This window comes from Enterobacter cloacae complex sp. S3 (assembly GCF_014930495.1).
GTDB classification, from domain to species: domain Bacteria; phylum Pseudomonadota; class Gammaproteobacteria; order Enterobacterales; family Enterobacteriaceae; genus Enterobacter; species Enterobacter asburiae_B.
On record NZ_JADBRD010000016.1, the window covers coordinates 42,356 to 64,473 of the forward strand.

General features: G+C 54.6%; 26 protein-coding genes. 23 read left to right on the plus strand and 3 right to left on the minus strand.

The window, feature by feature from the left end; translation table 11 throughout:
• Positions 1 to 3: 3 nt before the first annotated feature.
• Complete coding sequence (locus IM317_RS08810; RefSeq protein WP_033145212.1) at positions 4 to 588, minus strand: nucleoside triphosphate pyrophosphatase; 585 nt, start codon at positions 586 to 588, stop codon at positions 4 to 6.
• Positions 589 to 728: 140 nt separating this feature from the next.
• Here IM317_RS08810 and yceD point away from each other — a divergent pair, with 140 nt between their 5' ends.
• The 22 genes from yceD to IM317_RS08920 all read left to right on the plus strand — a co-directional run bounded on the left by yceD (position 729) and on the right by IM317_RS08920 (position 19,513).
• Entirely contained in the window at positions 729 to 1,250 is a 522-nt protein-coding gene (gene yceD, locus IM317_RS08815) for a 23S rRNA accumulation protein YceD (RefSeq protein WP_014883375.1), read from the plus strand.
• 16 nt (positions 1,251 to 1,266) lie between these two features.
• Entirely contained in the window at positions 1,267 to 1,440 is a 174-nt protein-coding gene (gene rpmF / locus IM317_RS08820) for a 50S ribosomal protein L32 (RefSeq protein ID WP_003857964.1), read from the plus strand.
• Between the two features lie 80 nt (positions 1,441 to 1,520).
• Positions 1,521 to 2,555, plus strand: a complete 1,035-nt coding sequence (plsX, locus tag IM317_RS08825; RefSeq protein WP_060568787.1) for a phosphate acyltransferase PlsX — start codon at positions 1,521 to 1,523, stop codon at positions 2,553 to 2,555.
• A gap of 6 nt (positions 2,556 to 2,561) precedes the next feature.
• Entirely contained in the window at positions 2,562 to 3,515 is a 954-nt protein-coding gene (locus IM317_RS08830) for a beta-ketoacyl-ACP synthase III (RefSeq protein ID WP_023311150.1), read from the plus strand.
• 15 nt (positions 3,516 to 3,530) lie between these two features.
• Complete coding sequence (gene fabD / locus IM317_RS08835; RefSeq protein ID WP_033145214.1) at positions 3,531 to 4,460, plus strand: ACP S-malonyltransferase; 930 nt, start codon at positions 3,531 to 3,533, stop codon at positions 4,458 to 4,460.
• A 12-nt stretch (positions 4,461 to 4,472) separates the two neighbouring features.
• Positions 4,473 to 5,207, plus strand: a complete 735-nt coding sequence (gene fabG, locus IM317_RS08840; RefSeq protein WP_008500795.1) for a 3-oxoacyl-ACP reductase FabG — start codon at positions 4,473 to 4,475, stop codon at positions 5,205 to 5,207.
• A gap of 277 nt (positions 5,208 to 5,484) precedes the next feature.
• On the plus strand, positions 5,485 to 5,721 hold the full coding sequence (acpP, locus tag IM317_RS08845; protein WP_003857954.1) for an acyl carrier protein: 237 nt from the start codon (positions 5,485 to 5,487) through the stop codon (positions 5,719 to 5,721).
• Positions 5,722 to 5,812: 91 nt separating this feature from the next.
• On the plus strand, positions 5,813 to 7,054 hold the full coding sequence (fabF, locus tag IM317_RS08850) for a beta-ketoacyl-ACP synthase II (RefSeq protein ID WP_024909028.1): 1,242 nt from the start codon (positions 5,813 to 5,815) through the stop codon (positions 7,052 to 7,054).
• A 120-nt stretch (positions 7,055 to 7,174) separates the two neighbouring features.
• Positions 7,175 to 7,984: an aminodeoxychorismate lyase gene (gene pabC / locus IM317_RS08855; RefSeq protein WP_033145215.1), complete on the plus strand. Its 810-nt coding sequence runs from the start codon at positions 7,175 to 7,177 to the stop codon at positions 7,982 to 7,984.
• Between the two features lie 2 nt (positions 7,985 to 7,986).
• Positions 7,987 to 9,009 carry a cell division protein YceG gene (gene yceG / locus IM317_RS08860; RefSeq protein WP_033145216.1) on the plus strand — a complete coding sequence of 341 codons (1,023 nt, stop codon included), beginning with the start codon at positions 7,987 to 7,989 and terminating at the stop codon, positions 9,007 to 9,009.
• Entirely contained in the window at positions 8,999 to 9,640 is a 642-nt protein-coding gene (tmk, locus tag IM317_RS08865) for a dTMP kinase (protein ID WP_023311155.1), read from the plus strand. Before yceG ends, tmk begins: the two co-directional genes overlap by 11 nt.
• Positions 9,637 to 10,641 carry a DNA polymerase III subunit delta' gene (gene holB / locus IM317_RS08870; RefSeq protein WP_033145217.1) on the plus strand — a complete coding sequence of 335 codons (1,005 nt, stop codon included), beginning with the start codon at positions 9,637 to 9,639 and terminating at the stop codon, positions 10,639 to 10,641. The genes tmk and holB overlap by 4 nt, the downstream gene beginning before the upstream one ends.
• A 10-nt stretch (positions 10,642 to 10,651) precedes the next feature.
• Positions 10,652 to 11,446: a metal-dependent hydrolase gene (locus IM317_RS08875; RefSeq protein ID WP_029739870.1), complete on the plus strand. Its 795-nt coding sequence runs from the start codon at positions 10,652 to 10,654 to the stop codon at positions 11,444 to 11,446.
• A 297-nt stretch (positions 11,447 to 11,743) separates the two neighbouring features.
• Entirely contained in the window at positions 11,744 to 13,177 is a 1,434-nt protein-coding gene (ptsG, locus tag IM317_RS08880) for a PTS glucose transporter subunit IIBC (RefSeq protein WP_029739869.1), read from the plus strand.
• Between the two features lie 247 nt (positions 13,178 to 13,424).
• The gene (gene hinT / locus IM317_RS08885) at positions 13,425 to 13,784 is read left to right on the plus strand and encodes a purine nucleoside phosphoramidase (protein ID WP_033145218.1); all 360 of its coding nucleotides are present in this window, start codon (positions 13,425 to 13,427) and stop codon (positions 13,782 to 13,784) included.
• Between the two features lies 1 nt (position 13,785).
• Positions 13,786 to 14,160, plus strand: a complete 375-nt coding sequence (locus IM317_RS08890) for a YcfL family protein (protein ID WP_023311159.1) — start codon at positions 13,786 to 13,788, stop codon at positions 14,158 to 14,160.
• 10 nt (positions 14,161 to 14,170) lie between these two features.
• Complete coding sequence (gene lpoB, locus IM317_RS08895) at positions 14,171 to 14,818, plus strand: penicillin-binding protein activator LpoB (protein ID WP_023311160.1); 648 nt, start codon at positions 14,171 to 14,173, stop codon at positions 14,816 to 14,818.
• Positions 14,799 to 15,623 (plus strand): thiamine kinase, encoded by an 825-nt coding sequence (gene thiK, locus IM317_RS08900; RefSeq protein ID WP_033145219.1) that lies wholly within the window; start codon positions 14,799 to 14,801, stop codon positions 15,621 to 15,623. Before lpoB ends, thiK begins: the two co-directional genes overlap by 20 nt.
• An 11-nt stretch (positions 15,624 to 15,634) precedes the next feature.
• Positions 15,635 to 16,660 carry a beta-N-acetylhexosaminidase gene (gene nagZ / locus IM317_RS08905; protein WP_023311162.1) on the plus strand — a complete coding sequence of 342 codons (1,026 nt, stop codon included), beginning with the start codon at positions 15,635 to 15,637 and terminating at the stop codon, positions 16,658 to 16,660.
• A gap of 34 nt (positions 16,661 to 16,694) precedes the next feature.
• Entirely contained in the window at positions 16,695 to 17,237 is a 543-nt protein-coding gene (gene ycfP, locus IM317_RS08910; protein ID WP_008500781.1) for an alpha/beta hydrolase YcfP, read from the plus strand.
• Positions 17,238 to 17,475: 238 nt separating this feature from the next.
• The gene (locus tag IM317_RS08915; RefSeq protein ID WP_023335290.1) at positions 17,476 to 18,780 is read left to right on the plus strand and encodes an NAD(P)/FAD-dependent oxidoreductase; all 1,305 of its coding nucleotides are present in this window, start codon (positions 17,476 to 17,478) and stop codon (positions 18,778 to 18,780) included.
• A 193-nt stretch (positions 18,781 to 18,973) separates the two neighbouring features.
• Positions 18,974 to 19,513 carry a glycine zipper 2TM domain-containing protein gene (locus tag IM317_RS08920; protein WP_008500779.1) on the plus strand — a complete coding sequence of 180 codons (540 nt, stop codon included), beginning with the start codon at positions 18,974 to 18,976 and terminating at the stop codon, positions 19,511 to 19,513.
• Between the two features lie 60 nt (positions 19,514 to 19,573).
• On the opposite strand, the gene IM317_RS08925 is transcribed toward IM317_RS08920, so the two are convergent.
• Positions 19,574 to 20,209: a TetR/AcrR family transcriptional regulator gene (locus IM317_RS08925; RefSeq protein ID WP_029739866.1), complete on the minus strand. Its 636-nt coding sequence runs from the start codon at positions 20,207 to 20,209 to the stop codon at positions 19,574 to 19,576.
• Between the two features lie 244 nt (positions 20,210 to 20,453).
• Between IM317_RS08925 and bhsA the strand changes: the two genes are divergently transcribed.
• Complete coding sequence (gene bhsA, locus IM317_RS08930; protein ID WP_023616599.1) at positions 20,454 to 20,711, plus strand: multiple stress resistance protein BhsA; 258 nt, start codon at positions 20,454 to 20,456, stop codon at positions 20,709 to 20,711.
• 74 nt (positions 20,712 to 20,785) lie between these two features.
• On the opposite strand, the gene IM317_RS08935 is transcribed toward bhsA, so the two are convergent.
• Positions 20,786 to 21,751, minus strand: a complete 966-nt coding sequence (locus IM317_RS08935; protein ID WP_033145220.1) for a L,D-transpeptidase family protein — start codon at positions 21,749 to 21,751, stop codon at positions 20,786 to 20,788.
• Between the last annotated feature and the right edge of the window lie 367 nt (positions 21,752 to 22,118).

Below are 22,118 nucleotides of genomic sequence, written 5' to 3' on the forward strand. Positions count from 1 at the left end.
AAGTCACATGGTCAGCGGATTACACTCTTCTCGTCTTAACATCTGACACAGGGCAATCAGCGGTAACCCCACCAGCGTGTTGGGATCGCGACCGTCCAGCTTGTCGAACAGCGCAATCCCCAGTCCTTCGCTTTTAAAGCTCCCCGCACAGTTCAGCGGACGTTCCCGACGCACATAATCCACGATCTCTTGCTCGCTGAGATGGCGAAAGTGTACGTCGAACGGCTCGCATTCGGTTTGCAGATGACCGGTGGCGGAGTTATAAAGCGCCAGGCCGGTATAAAAGGTCACGATAGTGCCTCGCGCGCGCAGAAGCTGCTGGCAGGCGTTCTCCTCCGTATGGGGCTTGCCGGTGATTTCGCCGTCCAGCACGCAAACCTGGTCTGAGCCTATAATCAAATGTGCGGGGTAATGTGCGGCCAGCGACTGCGCTTTCTCTTTAGCAAGACGCATCACCAGATGACGCGGTGATTCGCCCGGCTGTGGCGTCTCATCAACCTCTGGCGCGGCGCATTCAAACGGGATCCCGAGCTTTTCCAGCAGCATTCGGCGGTAGGGAGACGTGGAAGCAAGGACGAGATTTGGCATATTTTTATCACCAGATATAGCGTATCGATGCCAGCCATTTTAAACTACAGGCCGCAATGTGTGCGAATAATTGGCAAAAGGCAGCTCTGGTTGCCTTTTTCTTTGACTCTATGACGTTACAAAGTTAATATGCGCGCCCTATGCAAAAGGTAAAATTACCCCTGACTCTTGATCCGGTTCGTACGGCTCAAAAACGCCTCGATTACGAAGGTATCTATACTTCCGATCAGGCTGAGCGTATTGCCGAATCCGTAGTCAGTGTGGACAGTGATGTAGAATGCTCCATGTCGTTCGCTATCGACAACCAGCGTCTCGCCGTTTTAACCGGTGATGCAAAGGTGACGGTAACGCTCGAATGTCAGCGTTGCGGGAAACCGTTTGTACAGCATGTTCACACAACGTATTGTTTCAGTCCGGTTCGTTCTGACGAACAGGCTGAAGCACTCCCGGAAGCGTATGAGCCGATTGAGGTTAACGAATTCGGTGAAATCGATCTTCTGGCTCTGGTTGAAGATGAAATCATCCTCACCTTGCCAGTCGTTCCGGTGCATGATTCTGAACACTGTGAAGTGTCCGAGGCGGACATGGTCTTTGGGGAACTGCCTGATGAAGCGCAAAAACCAAACCCATTTGCCGTATTAGCCAGCTTAAAGCGTAAGTAATTGAGGAGTAAGGTCCATGGCCGTACAACAGAATAAACCAACCCGTTCCAAACGTGGCATGCGTCGTTCCCATGACGCGCTGACCGCAGTTACCAGCCTGTCTGTAGACAAGACTTCTGGTGAGAAACACCTGCGTCACCACATCACCGCTGACGGTTTCTACCGCGGCCGCAAGGTTATCACTAAGTAATCACGCGCAAGCGTGATTAGGCTTAGTGAGGATTTCCCCGTGCAAACGGGGAATTTACCGAACCAGGCTGCGACGATACCTTGACACGTCTAACCCTGGCGTTAGATGTCATGGGGGGAGATTTTGGCCCTTCCGTGACAGTGCCTGCAGCATTGCAGGCACTGAATTCTAATTCGCAACTCACACTTCTTTTAGTCGGCAATCCCGACGCAATCACGCCATTACTCGCAAAAGCTGACTTTGAACAACGTTCGCGTCTGCAGATTATTCCTGCGCAGTCAGTTATTGCCAGTGATGCCCGACCCTCGCAGGCGATTCGCAATAGTCGTGGCAGCTCTATGCGGATAGCGCTGGAGCTGGTGAAAGAAGGGCGAGCTCAGGCTTGCGTCAGCGCGGGAAATACCGGCGCGCTGATGGGGCTGTCGAAATTGCTGCTCAAACCTATTGAAGGTATTGAGCGCCCTGCGCTGGTAACGGTGTTACCGCATCAGCAGAAGGGCAAGACGGTGGTGCTCGATTTGGGCGCTAACGTCGACTGTGATAGTACTATGCTGGCTCAGTTTGCCGTGATGGGATCGGTGCTGGCAGAAGAAGTTGTCGGGATCAACACTCCCCGTGTTGCGTTACTGAACATTGGTGAAGAAGAGACCAAAGGCCTGGACAGCATTCGCGAAGCAGCTGAATTGCTCAAACAGGTTCCCTCCATCAACTATATTGGTTATCTCGAAGCCAATGAGTTGTTGACGGGTAAAACGGATGTTCTGGTGTGCGATGGCTTCACCGGAAACGTCACGTTGAAGACCATGGAAGGGGTCGTACGCATGTTTCTTTCTCTGCTGAAATCTCAGGGAGAAGGCAAAAAAAGCGCCTGGTGGCTGATTTTATTGAAGCGTTGGTTACAAAAGAGCCTGACGCGGCGATTCAGTCACCTCAACCCCGACCAGTATAATGGCGCCTGTCTGTTAGGATTGCGCGGCATCGTGATTAAGAGTCATGGCGCCGCCAATCAGCGAGCATTTGCTGTCGCGATTGAACAGGCAGTGCAGGCGGTGCAGCGACAAGTCCCTCAGCGGATTGCCGCTCGCCTGGAATCTGTATTAGCTAAAAGTGACTGAGCGTACATGTATACGAAGATTTTAGGTACCGGCAGCTACCTGCCAAAACAAGTGCGTACCAACGCCGATCTGGAAAAAATGGTAGATACGTCTGACGAGTGGATTGTCACGCGCACAGGTATCCGTGAACGTCGTATTGCCGCGCCAGACGAAACCGTGTCGACCATGGGTTACGAAGCCGCACAGCGTGCTATCGAAATGGCGGGCATTGATAAAGAACAGATTGGTTTGATCGTGGTCGCCACGACGTCTGCCACGCATGCTTTCCCAAGCGCAGCGTGCCAGGTGCAAAACATGCTCGGCATTAAAGGCTGTCCGGCGTTTGACGTCGCTGCCGCGTGCGCAGGCTTCACCTATGCGCTGAGCGTCGCCGATCAGTACGTGAAATCCGGTGCCGTTAAATATGCGCTGGTGATCGGTGCTGACGTGCTGGCGCGTACCTGCGATCCAACCGATCGTGGAACGATCATTATTTTTGGTGATGGTGCGGGTGCAGTGCTGCTGGGGCAGTCCGAAGAGCCAGGTATCATCTCTACGCATCTGCATGCTGATGGCAGCTATGGCGAACTGTTGACCCTGCCTAACGCCGATCGCGTTAATCCGGACAACTCGATTTACCTGACTATGGCAGGGAACGAGGTGTTCAAGGTGGCGGTAACCGAGCTTGCACACATCGTTGATGAAACGCTGGAAGCGAATAACCTTGAGCGTACCGCACTCGACTGGCTGGTGCCGCATCAGGCGAACCTGCGTATCATCAGCGCGACCGCGAAAAAGCTGGGCATGTCGATGGATAACGTTGTGGTGACGCTGGATCGTCACGGCAACACCTCTGCGGCGTCGGTACCGTGCGCATTTGATGAAGCGGTACGCGATGGACGAATCAAACGGGGCCAGCTGGTCTTGCTTGAAGCCTTCGGTGGCGGGTTCACCTGGGGTTCCGCGCTGGTTCGTTTCTAGTATAAGGAATAAAAAATGACGCAATTTGCTTTTGTGTTCCCGGGCCAGGGCTCTCAAACCGTTGGGATGTTGTCTGAAATGGCAGCACGCTATCCGGTAATTGAAGAGACTTTCCGTGAAGCTTCTGATGCACTGGGTTATGATTTATGGGCGCTGACCCAGCAGGGGCCGGCCGAAGAACTGAACAAAACCTGGCAGACCCAGCCAGCGCTGCTGACCGCGTCCGTTGCGCTGTGGCGTGTCTGGCAGCAGCAGGGCGGTAAAGCGCCAGCGCTGCTCGCGGGTCACAGCCTGGGTGAATACTCTGCGCTGGTGTGTGCCGGCGTGATCGCGTTTGCTGACGCGGTACGTCTGGTTGAACTGCGCGGTAAATTCATGCAGGAAGCGGTGCCGGAAGGCACGGGCGGCATGTCTGCCATCATCGGTCTGGATGATGCTGCAATTGCAAAAGCGTGTGAAGAATCTGCTGAAGGCCAGGTTGTCTCTCCGGTAAACTTCAACTCGCCGGGCCAGGTGGTTATTGCCGGTCATAAAGAAGCGGTTGAACGTGCGGGTGCGGCCTGTAAAGCAGCGGGTGCTAAGCGTGCGCTGCCGCTGCCGGTCAGCGTGCCGTCTCACTGTGCGCTGATGAAGCCTGCTGCCGAAAAACTGGCGGTTGAGCTGGAAAAAATTACGTTTAACGCACCGACGATTTCCGTTGTGAACAACGTCGATGTGAAATGCGAAACCACGCCGGAAGCGATCCGTGACGCGCTGGTTCGCCAGCTCTACAGCCCGGTACAGTGGACTAAAACCGTTGAGTTTATGGCCGCTCAGGGCGTTGAGCACCTGTATGAAGTCGGCCCAGGTAAAGTCCTCACCGGTCTGACAAAACGTATTGTTGACACCCTGACAGCCTCGGCAATTAACGAGCCGGAAGCGATGTCAGCGGCACTCTCGCAATAAAAGAGGAATACCATGAGTTTTGAAGGAAAAATCGCCCTGGTCACTGGCGCAAGCCGCGGTATCGGGCGTGCAATTGCTGAAACACTGGTTGCGCGCGGCGCGAAGGTGATTGGTACAGCAACCAGCGAGAATGGCGCTCAGGCCATCAGCGAGTATCTGGGTGCAAATGGTAAAGGTCTGGTACTGAATGTGACCGAACCTGCATCTATCGAATCTGTTCTGGAAAATATTCGCGCAGAGTTTGGTGAAGTGGATATTCTGGTAAACAATGCCGGGATCACTCGCGATAACCTGTTAATGCGAATGAAAGACGACGAGTGGAACGATATCATCGAAACCAACCTGTCATCTGTATTCCGTCTGTCAAAAGCGGTAATGCGCGCTATGATGAAAAAGCGTCATGGACGTATTATCACTGTCGGTTCTGTGGTTGGTACCATGGGAAATGCTGGTCAGGCTAACTACGCTGCGGCGAAAGCAGGTCTGATTGGTTTCAGTAAGTCGCTGGCGCGTGAAGTCGCGTCCCGCGGTATTACTGTAAACGTTGTTGCTCCGGGCTTTATTGAAACGGACATGACGCGTGCGCTGACTGATGAGCAGCGTGCGGGTACGCTGGCGGCAGTTCCGGCGGGTCGTCTTGGCGACCCTAAAGAAATCGCCAGTGCGGTTGCATTTTTAGCCTCTGACGAAGCGGGTTACATCACTGGTGAGACCCTCCACGTCAACGGCGGGATGTATATGGTTTAACCACGAGATACACTAAATCATTCTGGTTGGATCAAGGCGGCAAGACCGAGAAGCCTGGGAGCATAGATTACTATGTGACCGGGATTAGAGGGCGCAGCCAACGCAGAGGCAGCCTGGATGATGACGTGTAGAAAAATATTTGCGTTATTAGGGCAAATGGCCTCAAAATAACGTAAAATCGTGGTACGAACTGCCGGGATTTAGTTGCAAATTTTTCAACATTTTATACACTACGAAAACCATCGCGAAAGCGAGTTTTGATAGGAAATTTAAGAGTATGAGCACTATCGAAGAACGCGTTAAGAAAATTATCGGCGAACAGCTGGGCGTTAAGCAGGAAGAAGTTGTGAACTCCGCTTCCTTCGTTGAAGACCTGGGCGCAGATTCTCTTGACACCGTTGAGCTGGTAATGGCTCTGGAAGAAGAGTTTGATACTGAGATTCCGGACGAAGAAGCTGAGAAGATCACCACCGTTCAGGCTGCCATTGATTACATCAACGGTCACCAGGCGTAAGTGAACATCTCCAGGCGGTCATTCGACCGCCTGAGTTTTATCTTTTTTAGTCCCACGAATCTCTTTTTTTATCCCTCCCTGGAGGACAAACGTGTCTAAGCGTCGTGTAGTTGTGACCGGACTTGGCATGTTGTCTCCTGTCGGCAATACCGTAGAGTCCACCTGGAAAGCTCTCCTTGCCGGTCAGAGCGGCATCAGCCTAATCGACCATTTCGATACTAGCGCCTATGCAACGAAATTTGCTGGCTTAGTAAAGGATTTTAACTGTGAAGAGATCATCTCGCGCAAAGAACAGCGCAAGATGGATGCCTTCATTCAATATGGAATTGTCGCTGGCGTTCAGGCCATGCAGGATTCTGGCCTTGTGATTACGGAAGAGAACGCAACCCGTATTGGCGCCGCTATCGGCTCCGGGATTGGCGGTCTTGGCCTGATCGAGGAAAACCATACATCTCTGATGAATGGCGGCCCGCGTAAGATCAGCCCGTTCTTCGTTCCGTCCACGATTGTTAACATGGTGGCGGGTCACCTGACCATCATGTTCGGCCTGCGTGGGCCAAGCATTTCTATCGCGACTGCCTGTACGTCTGGCGTACATAACATCGGCCAGGCCGCGCGCATTATTGCGTACGGCGATGCAGATGCTATGGTTGCGGGCGGTGCTGAAAAAGCCAGTACCCCACTGGGTGTGGGCGGTTTTGGTGCGGCGCGTGCGCTGTCTACCCGCAATGATAACCCGCAGGCGGCGAGCCGTCCGTGGGATAAAGACCGTGACGGCTTCGTGCTGGGCGACGGGGCGGGCATGATCGTACTGGAAGAGTACGAGCACGCGAAAAAACGCGGCGCGAAAATTTATGCTGAAATCGTTGGTTTCGGCATGAGCAGCGATGCTTACCACATGACGTCTCCTCCTGAGAACGGCGCGGGTGCTGCGCTGGCGATGGAAAACGCGATTCGTGATGCGGGTATTACTCCAGCACAAATTGGCTACGTGAACGCGCACGGTACTTCTACACCTGCAGGTGATAAAGCTGAAGCTCAGGCGGTTAAGTCTATCTTCGGCGAATCTGCCAGCCGCGTAATGGTGAGCTCCACCAAGTCCATGACCGGTCACCTGTTGGGTGCGGCGGGTGCAGTAGAGTCAATCTACTCCATCCTTGCGCTGCGCGATCAGGCTGTTCCGCCAACCATCAACCTGGATAACCCGGATGAAGGTTGCGATCTGGACTTCGTTCCTCACGAAGCGCGTCAGGTTAGCGGTATGGAGTACACCCTGTGTAACTCCTTCGGCTTCGGCGGCACCAACGGTTCTCTGATCTTCAAAAAGATCTGATCCTGACGTCCCGATAGCTTTTAAAAAGGTCCGCTTGCCGGGCCTTTTTTATTAAGCCTAATCTTCTTGTCGGCTGCATGACATCCTGCCAGACTAAATGCCCACGCATAAGGAGCCACCATGTTTTTAATCAATGGCCTTGAGCAGGACACGCTGCCTGCCAACGACAGGGCGATACAGTTCGGTGATGGTTGCTTTACGACGGCGCGCATTCTGGACGGCGATGTCTGCCTGCTGGAGGCGCACATTCGACGCCTGCAGCATGGCTGTGAAAAGCTCATGATCCCCTTTACGCACTGGGACACGTTGCGACAGGAAATGTGCCAGTTGGCAAGCGGTAAGGACAGCGGCGTACTCAAAGTCATCATCAGCCGCGGCAGTGGAGGCCGGGGTTACAGCGCCGCATCGTGTATCAACCCTACGCGTATTCTCTCCGTTTCTGCTTATCCCGCGCATTACACTCGCTGGCGAGAAGACGGCATCACGCTGACGCTGAGCCCATTACGACTGGGACGAAACCCGATGCTGGCCGGGCTTAAGCATCTCAACCGCCTCGAGCAGGTGCTCATTCGTACTCATCTTGAACAGACGGACGCCGATGAGGCGCTGGTTCTTGACAGCGAAGGGTTCATTACGGAATGCTGTGCGGCTAATTTACTCTGGCGGCAGGGGGAAGAGGTGTTCACTCCGTCGCTGGAACACGCTGGCGTAAATGGGTTAATGCGTCAGTTTTGTCTGCAACAGCTGGCACGCTCTGACTTTCGCGTTGTCGAAGTTAGCGCAGGAGAAGCGGCGCTACAGACCGCCGATGAAGTCATCATCTGCAATGCGCTGATGCCTGTTGTACCCGTCCGTGCGTATGGCCAACAACGCTGGTCTTCGCGCGAGCTGTTTCAGTTTTTAGCCCCGATATGTGAGCAAACCAGATAGTCATGAAAAAAATGTTGCGCTTTGTCCTTATCCTCATCGTCGCGCTGGGCGTCGCCGGCGGAGCAGGCGTATGGAAAGTTCGCCAGCTGGCGAACAGCAAGATCCTGGTTAAAGACGAAACGATCTTTACCCTGAAAGCGGGAACCGGCCGTCAGGCGCTTGGGGAACAGCTCTATGGCGACAAGATTATCAATCGTCCACGCGTATTCCAGTGGCTATTGCGCGTGGAACCTGAGCTGTCACATTTCAAAGCCGGTACCTATCGCTTTACGTCGGGAATGACCGTCAGAGAGATGCTGCAGCTGCTGGAAAGCGGTAAAGAAGCCCAGTTCCCCCTGCGGTTTGTGGAAGGGATGCGCCTGAGTGATTACCTCAAACAGCTGCGTGACGCGCCGTATATCAAACATACGTTAAAAGACGATAGCTATCAGACGGTGGCAGAAGCGCTGAAGCTTGAACATCCGGAATGGGTGGAAGGCTGGTTCTGGCCAGACACCTGGATGTACACGGCAGGCACGACCGATGTGGCTATCCTGAAGCGGGCGCACAAAAAAATGGTTGCCGCCGTAGATGCCGCCTGGGAAGGGCGGATGGAAGGATTGCCTTACAGCGATCCGAACCAGTTCGTCACCATGGCCTCGATCATCGAGAAAGAGACGGCCGTCGCTGCTGAGCGCGATCGGGTGGCGTCAGTATTTATCAACCGTCTGCGCATCGGCATGCGTCTGCAAACCGACCCTACCGTAATCTACGGCATGGGTGAGAGCTATACCGGCAAGATCTCAAGAAAAGATCTGGAGACGCCAACGGCGTATAATACCTACGTGATTAGCGGTTTACCGCCGGGCCCGATTGCCACGCCGAGCGAGGCGTCGCTCAAAGCCGCCGCGCATCCGGCTAAAACACCGTATCTCTATTTTGTGGCTGATGGAAAAGGGGGGCATACCTTTAACACCAACCTTGCCAGCCACAATCGCTCTGTTCAGGACTATCTGAAGGCACTTAAGGAAAAAAATGCGCAGTAAATACATTGTCATTGAGGGACTCGAAGGGGCGGGTAAAACCACCGCCCGCAACGTGGTGGTGGATACGCTCAAAGCGCTTGGCGTGGCGGACATGGTATTTACCCGCGAGCCGGGCGGCACGCAGCTGGCTGAAAAGTTGCGCAGCCTGGTACTGGATATCAAATCCGTCGGCGACGAAGTTATCACTGACAAAGCCGAAGTGCTGATGTTCTACGCGGCGCGCGTTCAGCTGGTTGAGACGGTGATCAAACCCGCGCTGGCCGAGGGCAAGTGGGTGATCGGCGACCGTCACGATCTGTCGACTCAGGCGTATCAGGGCGGAGGACGCGGCATCGACCAGACAATGCTTGCCACGCTGCGTAATGCCGTACTGGGTGATTTTCGCCCCGACCTGACGCTCTATCTGGATGTGACCCCGGAAGTGGGTCTCAAACGTGCCCGCGCGCGCGGCGAGCTGGACCGCATTGAACAAGAGTCGTTTGATTTCTTTAACCGCACCCGTGCGCGCTATCTTGAACTGGCCGCACAGGACAGCTCAATTTGTACCATCGATGCGACGCAGTCTCTGGACGACGTTACGCGCGACATTCAGCACACCATTACGCAGTGGGTGCAGGAGCAGCAGGCATGAAATGGTATCCATGGTTGCGCCCACACTTTGAACAGCTGATCGGCAGCTATCAGGCGGGTCGGGGGCATCATGCGTTACTGATTCAGGCGTTGCCAGGAATGGGTGATGATGCGTTGATTTATGCCATCACCCGTTTTCTGATGTGTCAGCAGCCGGAAGGGCACAAGAGCTGTGGTAAATGCCGTGGCTGCCAGCTGATGCAGGCAGGCACGCATCCTGACTACTACACCCTTGAGCCTGAGAAGGGCAAAAGCGCGCTCGGTATCGATGCCGTGCGTGAAGTCAGTGAAAAATTGTATGAACACGCGCGACTGGGCGGCGCTAAAGTGGTCTGGCTTAAAGACGCCACCTTGCTTACCGAGGCGGCAGCTAACGCCCTGCTTAAAACCCTGGAAGAGCCGCCGGTTAAAACGTGGTTTTTCCTCTCATGCCGTGACCCGGGACGATTGCTGGCGACGTTGCGCAGCCGTTGTCGTCTTCATCACCTGGCAGTACCTCAGGAATCGTGGGCGCTGAGCTGGCTTGAACGAGAGGTGACAACGTCACCTGAGAGTGCTCTGTCCGCCTTGCGCCTGAGCAGCGGCGCGCCCGCGGCGGCGCTGGCACTACTGCAGCCTGACGTCTGGTCAGAGCGAGAAACGCTCTGCCGGGCCCTGGATGTCTCACTGAACAGTCAGGACTGGCTAAGTTTACTGCCTGCGCTTAACAGCGATCGGGCCGTTGATCGTCTGCACTGGCTGGCCTCCCTACTGCTGGATGCGCTCAAAATCCAGCAAGGTGCAACGCTTCTGACTAACCCGGACGCGTTGCCGCTGGTGAATACGCTGGCGAACCGGCTCTCAGGGACGGTTCTTCACGCGATGCTCCATGACATCTGCCAGAGCCGTGAACAGCTTTTAACCGTAACGGGTCTTAATCGCGAGCTTTTACTGACCGACCAGTTACTGCGTATCGAACATTACCTGCAACCCGGCGTCACACCGCCAGTTTCCCATCTCTGAGAGAGACATTATGTTTTTAGTCGACTCACACTGCCATCTTGATGGCCTGGATTATCAATCCCTGCATAAAAACGTGGATGACGTGCTGGCAAAAGCCGCTGCCCGCGATGTGAAATTCTGTCTTGCGGTGGCGACGACGCTGCCGGGCTATCGCTCCATGCGTGAGCTGGTGGGCGTTCGCGATAACGTGGTGTTCTCCTGCGGCGTGCACCCGCTGAATCAGGACGAGGCCTACGATGTTGAGGATCTGCGCCGACTGGCAGCAGAAGAGGGCGTGGTAGCGATGGGCGAGACCGGGCTGGACTATTTTTACACGCCGGAAACCAAACCGCGCCAGCAGGAGTCCTTCCGCAACCATATTCGCATTGGTCGGGAACTGAATAAGCCGGTTATCGTCCACACCCGCGATGCGCGTGCGGATACTCTGGCTATCCTCCGGGAAGAAAACGTGACGGATTGCGGTGGCGTACTACACTGTTTCACAGAAGACAGAGAAACGGCGGGGAAGCTGCTTGATTTGGGGTTTTATATCTCGTTTTCGGGGATCGTGACGTTCCGTAACGCTGAGCAGCTGCGTGATGCTGCACGATATGTTCCGCTCGATCGCATTCTGGTGGAGACGGATTCTCCGTATCTCGCACCGGTGCCGCATCGCGGTAAAGAGAACCAGCCCGCTATGACGAGAGATGTGGCTGAGTACATGGCCGTACTGAAGGGCGTCAGCATCGATGAGCTGGCCCGCGTGACGACGGAAAACTTCTCCACGCTGTTCCATATCGACCCCGCCCGCCTGCAATCTGTTTGATACACCTGTTTTTTTTAGGCTCGTAATTAATAAGTAAAGCGAGTAAAGTTCACCGCCTCATTTGGGGCGGTGAGTGTGTATTTAGACACATCCGGACATGCTTTTTGTAAATAACTGAAAGTTTTTCGACCGCCTTAAGCTGAAACGTGATAGCCGTCAAACAAACTCAGAGGGAATTATTTTACTCTGTGTAATAAATAAAGGGCGCTTAGATGTCCTGTCCACGGCACGGTACTCCCCCCGGGCCAATGCGTGAAAGCGTAAAAAAAGCACAAATACTCAGGAGCACTCTCAATTATGTTTAAGAATGCATTTGCTAACCTGCAAAAGGTCGGTAAATCGCTGATGCTGCCAGTATCCGTACTGCCTATCGCAGGTATCCTGCTGGGTGTCGGTTCTGCTAACTTCAGCTGGCTGCCAGCCGTAGTGTCCCACGTGATGGCCGAAGCAGGCGGTTCTGTCTTTGCTAACATGCCACTGATCTTCGCGATCGGTGTGGCTCTGGGCTTCACCAATAACGACGGCGTTTCTGCGCTGGCTGCAGTGGTTGCCTACGGCATCATGGTGAAAACCATGGCTGTGGTTGCGCCGCTGGTTCTGCATTTACCGGCAGAAGAGATCGCCGCGAAACACCTGGCGGACACCGGTGTTCTGGGCGGTATCATCTCCGGTGCGATTGCAGCGTATATGTTTAACCGCTTCTATCGCATCAAGCTGCCTGAGTATCTGGGCTTCTTCGCGGGCAAGCGTTTCGTTCCGATCATCTCTGGTCTGGCAGCGATTTTCACTGGCGTGATCCTGTCCTTCATCTGGCCACCAATCGGCTCTGCTATCCAGACCTTCTCTCAGTGGGCTGCTTACCAGAACCCGGTTGTGGCGTTTGGTATCTACGGCTTCATCGAGCGTTGCCTGGTACCATTCGGTCTGCACCACATCTGGAACGTTCCATTCCAGATGCAGATTGGTGAATTCACCAACGCAGCAGGTCAGGTATTCCACGGCGATATCCCACGTTACATGGCGGGCGACCCAACTGCAGGTAAACTGTCTGGTGGCTTCCTGTTCAAAATGTACGGTCTGCCAGCAGCTGCGATTGCTATCTGGCACTCTGCTAAGCCAGAGAACCGTGCAAAAGTGGGCGGTATCATGATCTCCGCAGCGCTGACCTCGTTCCTGACCGGTATCACCGAGCCGATCGAGTTCTCCTTCATGTTCGTTGCGCCGATCCTGTACGTTATCCACGCGATTCTGGCGGGCCTGGCGTTCCCAATCTGTATCCTGCTGGGTATGCGTGACGGTACGTCCTTCTCTCACGGTCTGATCGACTTCATCGTTCTGTCCGGTAACAGCAGCAAACTGTGGCTGTTCCCAATCGTGGGTGCGTGCTATGCGGTTGCTTACTACACCATCTTCCGCGTGCTGATTAAAGCACTGGACCTGAAAACTCCGGGTCGTGAAGATGCGACAGAAGACAGCAAAGCTGGCGCTACCAGCGAAATGGCTCCGGCACTGGTCGCAGCGTTCGGCGGTAAAGAGAACATCACTAACCTGGACGCGTGCATCACTCGTCTGCGTGTGAGCGTTGCCGACGTGGCGAAAGTAGACCAGCCGGGTCTGAAAAAACTGGGCGCAGCGGGCGTAGTTGTTGCAGGTTCTGGTGTACAGGCAATCTTCGGTACCAAATCCGATAACCTGAAAACCGAAATGGATGAGTACATCCGCAGCAACTAAGTTGTGACATGGGGAGACTAAGGCAGCCGAATGGCTGCCTTTTTTATTTGTGTCTTAAAAAACGCCACTGAGACGCGAGAGCGGTCACTCTTCAGTCAGCTGATGAACATTCAGGAAAGAAATCGAGGGAGGAGGTTGAAAGGACAGGAGAAACTCGCTCATACTCTTGGATTGTGTCACACACCGATCCCGGGAGTGTGTTTACAGCGGACGCATTGCGCCAGATTAAACAAAAAAGGAAAAGGTCATGGCTGAAGAAACGATTTTCAGTAAAATTATCCGCCGCGAAATTCCGTCAGATATCGTCTATCAGGATGAACTGGTGACGGCTTTCCGGGACATTTCCCCTCAGGCTCCGACGCATATCCTTATCATTCCCAATATTCTGATTCCGACTGTAAACGACGTAAAAACCGAGCATGAAGTGGCGTTAGGTCGTATGCTGACGGTGGCTGCCAGAATCGCTGAACAGGAAGGGATTGCAGAAGACGGTTACCGTCTGATCATGAACTGCAACCGTCATGGTGGCCAGGAAGTTTATCATATTCACATGCATCTGCTGGGTGGACGTCCTCTGGGGCCGATGCTGGCACATAAAGGTCTTTGACATGCTGAAAGGGCGTATTGCAGCGCTGGTAATGGCGATGATGATTGTGGGGTGCAGCTCGCGTCCGGCGATCCCCGTGAATGATGAACAGACGCTGGTCATGGAGTCCTCCGTGCTTGCCGCGGGCATCACGGCGCAACAGCCCGCGTTGACCATCAGTGAAATCAACTCATCTGCCTCCTCTACGCTCTTTAATGAAAGACATGAACCGGTGACGGTCCACTACCGTTTTTTCTGGTATGACGTAAGAGGTCTTGAAATGCATCCGCTGGAGGCGCCGCGCAGCGTCACCATTCCGGCCAGGTCGTCGGTAACGCTCTATGGCAGCGCCAACTATCTGGGTGCGCATAAGGTGAGACTTTATCTTTATCTCTGAGGGGTGAACCTTGATTAAAAATTTGAGCCGCTATGCGCTCGTGACAGCTTTCGCTCTGTTTCTTGCAGGGTGTGTGACCCGAACTGAACAGCCTGCGCCTGTGGAAGAGGCTAAACCGGGTACTGAACAGCCGACACCGCCAACGCAGCAGCAGCCAACCGTGCCGTCTGTACCGTCTATTCCGGCGCAGCCAGGCCCGATTGAACATCCGGACCAGACGTCACAGCCCACGCCGCGCGTGCGCCATTACGACTGGAACGGGGCGATGCAGCCGATGGTAGGCAAAATGCTGCAGGCGCAGGGCGTGACGGCGGGCAGCGTATTGCTGGTCGACAGCGTGAACAACCGTACCAACGGTTCGCTGAACGCGGGTGAAGCCACGGAAACCCTGCGTAATGCTCTGGCTAACAACGGCAAGTTTACGCTGGTCTCGGCTCAGCAGCTCGCCGTCGCCAAACAGCAGCTGGGCCTGTCGCCGCAGGATAGCCTCGGTACCCGCAGCAAGGCGATCGGCATTGCACGTAACGTTGGCGCGCAGTATGTGCTTTACTCTAACGCCACCGGTAACGTGAATACCCCAGCCCTGCAGATGCAGCTGATGCTGGTTCAGACAGGCGAAATTATCTGGTCAGGTAAAGGTGCGGTTACGCAACAATGACGGCACGCGTGAAGAGATTCTGACGCGCTATTTTCCTCAGTACCGCCTTATCGCGCCGCAGGCCCATTCCGGGCTTGGCGGCGCGAGTTGCATTATAGAACAGGGCGAACGACGTCTGGTCTTGCGGCAAAATCACGACCCCGACGCGCCTGCCTCCCATTTCCGTCGTCAGTTTCGTGCCCTGAGACGTCTTCCGGCGGATCTCGTACCTGCCCCTCGTTTTTTCAGACAGGGCTGGATGGCCGTCGACTATCTGGAAGGTGAAGTTAAAAGCGCGCTGCCGGACACGCCGGAGCTTGCGGCGGTGCTGTATCATCTGCACCGGCAGCCACGTCTGGGATGGCGAATTACGTTATTCCCACTGCTGGAACATTACTGGCAGCAAGCCCTGCCTGACAGGCGTACTCCAGTGTGGCTGGCACTTCTCAGGCGGTTGCGTAAAACGGGCGAGCCGCAGCCGATTCGGCTCACGCCGCTGCATATGGATGTTCATGCCGGGAATATTGTTCATACGCCAGCGGGGATCAGGCTTATCGACTGGGAGTATGCCGGAGATGGCGATGTGGCGCTGGAGCTGGCGGCCGTCTGGACGGAGAGTGAAGCCGCGCGGCAGATGCTCATCAGGGAATACGCCCGGGTGGCACATATTGACCCCGACGCGCTGAGGCGTCAGGTCAGGCGCTGGCGACCCTGGGTCATCATGTTAATGGCTGGCTGGTTTGAAATGCGCTATCGGCAGTCCAGAGACAAACAATTTATTGCGCTGGCGGACGATGCCTGGCGTCAGTTACAAACGAAAGGATAAGAGAGGTGGATGTGGGTCCAGTCATGTTGGATGTTGAAGGGTTTGAGCTGGATGCGGAGGAGCGTGAAATTCTGGCGCATCCGCTGGTGGGTGGCCTGATCCTGTTTACCCGCAACTATCACGATCCGGCGCAGCTGCGCGAGCTGGTGCGTCAGATCCGCGCCGCGTCGCGTAACCATCTGGTGGTAGCCGTCGATCAGGAAGGCGGGCGCGTGCAGCGTTTTCGCGACGGTTTTACCCGTCTCCCGGCAGCCCAGTCATTCGCCGCGCTGCTCGGCACGGAAGAGGGTGGAAAACTGGCGCAGGAGGCCGGCTGGCTGATGGCCAGCGAAATGATTGCTATGGATATCGACATCAGCTTTGCACCGGTGCTGGATGTAGGGCATATCAGCGCTGCCATTGGCGAGCGCTCATACCATGAAGACCCGCGTATTGCGCTGGCAATGGCGACCCGGTTCATCGACGGCATGCACGACGCAGGCATGAAAACCACCGGGAAACACTTCCCGGGTCACGGGGCGGTGACGGCGGATTCTCACAAAGAGACCCCGCGCGATCCGCGCCCGGAAGCGGAGATTCGCGCCAAAGATATGTCGGTTTTCCAGTCGCTTATCACCGATAACAAGCTGGATGCCATTATGCCCGCGCACGTGATTTACAGCGACGTCGATCCGCGTCCTGCCAGCGGCTCTCCGCACTGGCTGAAAACCGTTCTGCGCCAGGAGCTGGGCTTCAACGGCGTGATTTTCTCTGACGATTTGTCGATGGAAGGGGCCGCGATCATGGGCAGCTACGCTGAACGCGGTCAGGCATCGCTGGATGCGGGTTGCGATATGATCCTGGTCTGCAATAATCGTAAAGGTGCCGTTAGCGTGCTGGATAACCTGTCGCCGATCAATGCAGAGCGTGTTACGCAATTGTATCATAAAGGTTCATTTAGCCGTCAGGAGCTGATGGATTCGGCGCGCTGGAAGACGGTCAACGCCCGGCTTGAAGACCTGAATGAGCGCTGGCAGGCACATAAAGCCAGCCTGTAAACCCTCCCGGAAGGCGTAGCGTGGTGAGAAGACGATGATCATCTATTTACACGGTTTTGACTCAAACAGTCCTGGTAATCATGAGAAGGTGCTGCAGCTGCAGTTTATCGATCCGGATGTACGGTTGATCAGCTACAGCACGCGTCATCCGAAGCATGATATGCAGCATCTGCTCAAAGAGGTGGACAAGATGTTGCAGCTCAACGTCGACGATCGCCCGTTGATTTGCGGCGTAGGGCTGGGCGGCTACTGGGCGGAGCGGATTGGCTTCCTGTGCGACATTCGCCAGGTGGTGTTCAATCCTAACCTGTTCCCGAACGAGAACATGGAAGGCAAAATTGACCGTCCGGAAGAGTATGTCGATATTGCGACCAAGTGCGTGAGCAACTTCCGTGAGAAAAACCGCGACCGCTGCCTGGTGATCCTTTCCCGTAATGATGAAGCGCTCAACAGCCATCGGGCAGCAGAGCTCCTGCATCATTACTATGAGATCGTCTGGGACGAAGAACAGACCCACAAGTTCAAAAACATCTCCCCGCATCTGCAGCGTATCAAAGCGTTTAAAACGCTGGGTTAATCAATTTCCCGCATGCATCAAAGCCCGGCCGCGAAAGCGTGCCGGGCTTTCTTTTTGACCAGAATTGTCTACTTTTAAGCCATCAAAACTTGATGCATATCAATTTTGGTATGACCAATGCGCCTGACGTGGTATTCTCAATGCACCTGAATGGTTTCAGTGCTGTAACCTGTTGTTAATTAAGGGTTATTTTTATAACTTTTAATTAACAATTGGTTAATAATTTGAGGGGGTCACGTTGACTACGCCATTGAAAAAGATAGTGATTGTAGGCGGTGGTGCTGGCGGGCTGGAGCTGGCTACACAGCTGGGCAAGAAGCTGGGTCGCGGTAAAAAAGCCAAAATTACGCTGGTGGATCGTAACCACAGCCACCTGTGGAAACCGCTGCTGCACGAAGTGGCGACCGGTTCTCTGGATGAGGGCGTGGACGCGCTCAGCTATCTGGCGCACGCGCGCAACCATCATTTCCAGTTCCAGCTGGGCTCGGTGGTGGACATCAACCGTGAAAGCAAAACCATCACCCTGGCAGAGCTGCGCGATGAAAAAGGGGAGCTGCTGGTTCCCGAGCGTAAACTGGCGTACGACACGCTGGTCATGGCGCTGGGCAGTACCTCCAACGACTTCAACACGCCGGGCGTGAAAGAGCACTGCATCTTCCTCGATAACCCGCACCAGGCGCGTCGTTTCCATCAGGAAATGCTGAACCTGTTCCTGAAGTACACCAGCAATATGGGTGCGAACGGTAAGGTGAATATCGCTATTGTCGGCGGCGGCGCGACGGGCGTTGAGCTGTCAGCGGAGCTGCACAATGCGGTGAAGCAGCTGCACAGCTACGGCTACAAAGGGCTAACTAACGAAGCGCTGAACGTGACGCTGGTTGAAGCCGGTGAACGGATCCTGCCTGCGCTGCCTCCGCGTATTTCCGGTGCGGCGCACAATGAGCTCACCAAGCTGGGCGTGCGGGTGCTGACGCAAACCATGGTGACCAGCGCCGACGAAGGCGGCCTGCACACCAAAGACGGCGAGTATATCAAAGCGGATCTGATGGTCTGGGCGGCTGGTATCAAAGCGCCTGACTTTATGAAAGAGATCGGCGGTCTGGAAACCAACCGCATTAACCAGCTGGTAACCGAGCCAACGCTGCAAACCACGCGCGATCCTGAAATCTTTGCCATCGGTGACTGTGCCTCCTGCGCGCGTCCTGAAGGTGGATTCGTGCCGCCGCGCGCGCAGGCCGCTCACCAGATGGCAAGCCTGGTGCTGCACAATATTCTGGCGCAGTACAAAGGCAAGCCAATGAAAGCCTATGTCTACAAAGACCACGGTTCACTGGTGTCATTGTCAAACTTCTCTACCGTCGGCAGCCTGATGGGCAACCTGATGCGCGGCTCAATGATGGTAGAAGGGCGCATTGCCCGCTTCGTGTATATCTCCCTGTACCGCATGCACCAGATTGCGCTGCACGGCTACTTCAAAACCGGGCTGATGATGCTGGTGGGCAGAATCAACCGCGTGATCCGTCCGCGTCTGAAGCTGCACTAATCTTTCACTCCCTCCGGGCCCTCCGGAGGGAGTTTTTAGCATTTCATGCTGTAGATCACAGTTTGACTGCTTAAGAGTTCTCCTAAATACAATATATCTCCTCTCAACGCCCCTTTTTTGATCCTTTATCTTATTGGCGAAGCCGTGCCTCCATTGCAAAATTGTTACCAATAGCAACAAAGGAGGAAGTCCCGTGAATAAATCAATGTTGGCGGGTATAGGGATTGGCGTCGCGGCTGCGTTAGGTGTGGCTGCCGTTGCCAGTCTCAACGTATTAGATCGCGGCCCGCAGTATGCACAGGTGGTTTCTGCTACACCGATTAAAGAAACCGTAAAAACGCCTCGTCAGGAGTGCCGTAACGTCTCCGTGACGCACCGTCGTCCGGTGCAGGATGAAAACCGCATTGCCGGTTCTGTTCTGGGGGCAGTAGCGGGTGGCGTTATTGGTCACCAGTTTGGCGGCGGCCGGGGTAAAGACGTGGCGACCGTGGTCGGCGCGCTGGGTGGCGGCTATGCCGGTAACCAGGTGCAGGGCGCGATGCAGGATAATGATACCTACACCACGACTCAGCAACGCTGCAAAACCGTCTATGACAAGTCGGAAAAAATGCTGGGCTATGACGTGACGTACAAAATTGGCGATCAGCAGGGCAAAATCCGCATGGATAAAGACCCGGGCACGCAAATTCCACTGGATGGAAACGGCCAGCTGGTTCTGAATAACAAAGTGTAAAAAAGATGTTCTCTGAATTTAGCTCCTCATGCGCTCAGGCTGAGGAGCTTTTTTTTTGCTTCAGATTTTCAGTAGCTCAGGCCACAGCCGCAGCGTGGTTTCGCTAATATGCTGCAGTTTTTCCAGCGTGGCTCCTTCACGGGCGCTGATCGACATCCCCTGCAAAATACAGCTCAGGTATTGCGCCAGCAGCTGAGGGTTGCATTGCGCCGGGATTTCACCGCGCTGCTGGCGCTGAGCCAGAAATGCGCTGAGGGTCTCTTCCTGCATGGCATGCCGTGATTTCACCGTATTGGCAATCTCTTTAGAGGACGCCGCAAGGGTGGCAGAGGTGTTAATCATAAAGCAGCCCGCAGGCGTCTCTTTACTGGTAAAGCAGGTCGCGACGGCGGTGAAATAGTCCCGGAGCGCCTGTTCAACGCTTTTCTCTTCGCAGAACAGCTGGGCTTCGTGTTTCGCCGCAAAGCGCGAAATGTATCTGTCCAGCACCGCCCTGAACAGCCCCTCTTTATTGGTAAATTCGGCATACAGCGTCGGCGCTTTGGCTCCGGTGGCTTCTACCAGATCGGAAAGCGAGGTTGCTTCATACCCATGTTGCCAGAAGAGAGTCATGGCCTTATCAAGCGCTGCATCCCTGTCAAACACTTTTGGTCGGCCACGGCTTTTCTTCGCACAACTCGTGACATCGGTTGTCATTTGCCGTTGGTCCTCTATTGGTTTGGTGAATGACCATTATAAAAATAAACGCAACCCACCACCAGTGCAGAATGCTTAAAAATAAATTAATCATATATGTATGAAAAATAACAATTTTAAAATTAAGTTAACGATCGTTATAAAATTATGTTGACGCGTGACATGGATCACATTTATGATTTACCTATCGATCGTTAACTAAATGATTAACGACCTCCAAATTCATCTGCTAAAGGTAAACATCATGAAAAACGTAAAAACTCTCATCGCTGCCGCTGTCCTGAGTTCACTCTCTTTCGCAAGCTTTGCTGCTGTACAGGTGCAATCCACCCCAGCCGACCAGCATAAAGTCGGGACAATCTCTGCGTCTGCAGGTACTAACCTGGGTTCCCTGGAAGATCAGCTGGCGCAAAAAGCGCAAGAGATGGGTGCAAAATCTTACCGCATCACCTCAGTGACCGGTCCTAACACTCTGCACGGCACTGCGGTCATCTACAAATAAGCCGGGCATAAACCCTCATTTATGCCGCTGCAATAAAAAACGCCCTGCTGAGCAGGGCGTTTTTTATTTCCGATTTACATCGACTGCGGGACGACATCGTGATGCCGGGTGACATCGGTCGGCATGCCTGACCGGGCTTCCATCGCACGCTCCATCACCACGCTGTTGGTATTCGCATTCGTTTTGAAGCTTACCATCGCGGCATTCAGGTTGATGGGCAGCGTCTGCGGATCGTCGCCGATATTTTTCGATAACGGCTGATGGATCTCAACCAGCCGCACGCCGCCGGGCTCCTCTGAAACTTTAATCGGCGTATTGATAATATTCACTTTGGTTCCCGGCGTAACGACGTTAAACAGCGTTTTGATATCGTCATCGCGCAGACGAATACAGCCGGAGCTGACGCGCATGCCGATGCCAAAGTCCGCATTCGTTCCGTGCAGCAGGTAGACGCCGCCGTATGCCGCGAGGCGTATCGCGTGGTGCCCCATCGGGTTATCCGGACCAGCCGGCACCACGGCAGGAAGATCGATCCCCTGGGCCTTATAGCGGGCACGAATGTTCGCCGTTGGGGTCCAGGTTGGATTCGCGCGTTTATCCGAGACGGTGGTGACCATCGTCGGCGTCAGCGTGTCGCCGCCCAGCTGACCAATACCGATAGGGTAGACGGTGACTTCATTTTTACCCGGCGGGTAATAGTACAGACGCAGCTCGGCCAGGTTTATCACCATCCCCTCGCGCGGGGCATCCGGCAGGATAGTCTGTAACGGGATGGTCAGTACGCTGCCCGCGCGCGGGACATACGGGTCGACGCCGGGGTTCGCCTGCAGCAGGGCCAGAAAACCGACGTTATATTTTTTGGCAATCGCTTCCAGTGAACCACCATTGTTTTCAACCACATGAAAGCGGTTTTCCCCCACCACCTTGCTGCCGGGAGGGGGAAGGGGCCAGGTGTTTGCCCGGGCGGGAAGCGCCACCGCGACGGTGGCTGCCAGCGCCAACAGGGTCATCCAGCGAGTAAAACGCGAAGAGGTCATCATCACCATAATCCATGCAAATGATAAGGTTATTGTTTTATAAGACGTTAAACATAATTATGGCGAATGGGTATGTCGGGAAGATCGGGTGAAGTGCAAAGAGTTTGTAAATTGTCCCCCCGTAGCGCCGGGCTAACAGGGGGAAGGGATCCCCATAAAATAATGCCTGAACGGACGACCCCCTCTCCCTTGAGGGAGAGGGTTGGGGTGAGGGGGAACATACGGCTCTGGTGGTCATTCCGTTCACTTCATGTTCCTTGCTACTCTTTAACGACATAACCGGTGAACGTGCCAGGGGGCTCAATCGCCACCACCCTGGCGACCCAGGCTCCCGGCGGTAAATCGCCGCTTCGCGGTGCCCTCGGCTTAT

Excerpts from the sequence above, each read along its gene's own strand:
- yceD (WP_014883375.1), top strand. The coding sequence starts at position 729 with ATGCAAAAGGTAAAATTACCCCTGACTCTTGATCCGGTTCGTACGGCT.
- yceG (WP_033145216.1), top strand. The coding sequence starts at position 7,987 with ATGAAAAAAATGTTGCGCTTTGTCCTTATCCTCATCGTCGCGCTGGGC.
- holB (WP_033145217.1), top strand. The coding sequence starts at position 9,637 with ATGAAATGGTATCCATGGTTGCGCCCACACTTTGAACAGCTGATCGGC.
- bhsA (WP_023616599.1), top strand. The coding sequence starts at position 20,454 with ATGAAAAACGTAAAAACTCTCATCGCTGCCGCTGTCCTGAGTTCACTC.
- IM317_RS08830 (WP_023311150.1), top strand. The coding sequence starts at position 2,562 with ATGTATACGAAGATTTTAGGTACCGGCAGCTACCTGCCAAAACAAGTG.
- IM317_RS08890 (WP_023311159.1), top strand. The coding sequence starts at position 13,786 with ATGCTGAAAGGGCGTATTGCAGCGCTGGTAATGGCGATGATGATTGTG.
- acpP (WP_003857954.1), top strand. The coding sequence starts at position 5,485 with ATGAGCACTATCGAAGAACGCGTTAAGAAAATTATCGGCGAACAGCTG.
- IM317_RS08875 (WP_029739870.1), top strand. The coding sequence starts at position 10,652 with ATGTTTTTAGTCGACTCACACTGCCATCTTGATGGCCTGGATTATCAA.
- IM317_RS08810 (WP_033145212.1), bottom strand. The coding sequence starts at position 588 with ATGCCAAATCTCGTCCTTGCTTCCACGTCTCCCTACCGCCGAATGCTG.
- ptsG (WP_029739869.1), top strand. The coding sequence starts at position 11,744 with ATGTTTAAGAATGCATTTGCTAACCTGCAAAAGGTCGGTAAATCGCTG.
- pabC (WP_033145215.1), top strand. The coding sequence starts at position 7,175 with ATGTTTTTAATCAATGGCCTTGAGCAGGACACGCTGCCTGCCAACGAC.
- IM317_RS08935 (WP_033145220.1), bottom strand. The coding sequence starts at position 21,751 with ATGATGACCTCTTCGCGTTTTACTCGCTGGATGACCCTGTTGGCGCTG.
- rpmF (WP_003857964.1), top strand. The coding sequence starts at position 1,267 with ATGGCCGTACAACAGAATAAACCAACCCGTTCCAAACGTGGCATGCGT.
- tmk (WP_023311155.1), top strand. The coding sequence starts at position 8,999 with ATGCGCAGTAAATACATTGTCATTGAGGGACTCGAAGGGGCGGGTAAA.
- fabG (WP_008500795.1), top strand. The coding sequence starts at position 4,473 with ATGAGTTTTGAAGGAAAAATCGCCCTGGTCACTGGCGCAAGCCGCGGT.
- hinT (WP_033145218.1), top strand. The coding sequence starts at position 13,425 with ATGGCTGAAGAAACGATTTTCAGTAAAATTATCCGCCGCGAAATTCCG.
- ycfP (WP_008500781.1), top strand. The coding sequence starts at position 16,695 with ATGATCATCTATTTACACGGTTTTGACTCAAACAGTCCTGGTAATCAT.
- fabD (WP_033145214.1), top strand. The coding sequence starts at position 3,531 with ATGACGCAATTTGCTTTTGTGTTCCCGGGCCAGGGCTCTCAAACCGTT.
- IM317_RS08925 (WP_029739866.1), bottom strand. The coding sequence starts at position 20,209 with ATGACAACCGATGTCACGAGTTGTGCGAAGAAAAGCCGTGGCCGACCA.